This is a genomic window from Vibrio sp. Vb0598 (assembly GCF_033338935.1).
In the GTDB taxonomy this organism is placed as follows: Bacteria; Pseudomonadota; Gammaproteobacteria; order Enterobacterales; family Vibrionaceae; genus Vibrio; species Vibrio alginolyticus.
The window spans coordinates 1-1,256 of sequence record NZ_JAWOTP010000165.1; the positions used below are offsets into that span (position 1 = coordinate 1).

The 1,256-nt window shown below is 46.9% G+C and carries 1 protein-coding gene; it reads left to right on the plus strand.

Going from position 1 to position 1,256, the window contains the following annotated elements; all coding sequences use genetic code 11:
* Positions 1–1,256: pilus (MSHA type) biogenesis protein MshL (locus R7Q38_RS23770; protein WP_318114518.1), on the plus strand; the 1,256-nt coding region annotated here is incomplete at both ends.

Genomic DNA, 1,256 nt, shown 5'->3' on the forward strand with positions numbered 1-1,256 from the left:
TCTTCTGATAACGGAACGTCAAAGCGTTTTCGTATCCAAGCCAATGCAGTAGAGGCGAGAAGTTTCTTTGCTTCATTGGTAAAAGGGACAGAATACAGCGTTGCGATTCATCCAGCGGTTCAAGGCAATATCACGGTCAACCTTTCTGACGTGACATTAGATGAAGTGCTTAGCGTTGTACAAAATATGTACGGTTACGATGTCATGAAATCGGGCAAAGTAATCCAAGTTTATCCGGCAGGTATGCGTACGGTGACGATTCCAGTCGACTACCTACAGTTTAAACGCTCAGGTCGCTCACTGACGAGCATTGTCACGGGCTCCGTTACTTCGGCTGGTACGTCCAATTCTGGTGGTAGCTCTGACAGCTCAGACTCTTCAGATTCCAACAACAGCAATAACGGCAACGATAGCTCGACGACATCAACAGGCGGAACGCGCATTGAAACCATCACCGAAAGTGATTTTTGGCCAATGTTGCAACAAGCGGTGGCGAACTTAATTGGTTCGGGTAAAGGCCAAAGTGTGGTAGTTACGCCACAAGCTGGCGTGATCACCGTGCGAGCTTTCCCTGATGATATTCGTGAAGTGCGCGAGTTTTTGGGTGTGTCTCAAGAACGAATGCAACGCCAAGTGATTCTTGAAGCGAAAATCTTAGAAGTCACGCTCAGCGATGGTTACCAGCAAGGTATTAACTGGTCGAACTTATCGGCGTCAATTGGTAACTCAGGCAGTATCATTGTTAATCGCCCCGCTTCTGCTCTGCCTCCATTAGATGCGATTGGTACGCTTCTTGGCGGTCAAACCAACGTTACGATATCTGATGGTAACTTCGAGGCGGTATTAAACTTTATGTCGACGCAAGGCGACCTCAATGTACTCTCAAGCCCACGTATTACGGCGGCGAACAACCAAAAATCAGTGATCAAAGTTGGTACCGATCAGTACTTCGTAACTGAGCTTTCCAGTAATGCGGGTAATGGTGAAAACTCTAATGCGGTTCCTGAAGTAGAACTGACGCCATTCTTCTCGGGCATTTCACTTGATGTGACGCCACAAATCGACAACAAGGGCAACGTGTTCTTGCATGTGCATCCAGCGGTAATTGAAGTCACAGAAGAAGTGAAGCAGTTAAATCTTGGTGGTGATTTTCAAAACATTCAATTGCCTTTGGCAAAAAGCTCGATTCGAGAATCTGATTCGGTCATTCGAGCGAAAGATGGCGATGTTGTGGTTATCGGCGGCTTGATGAAGCA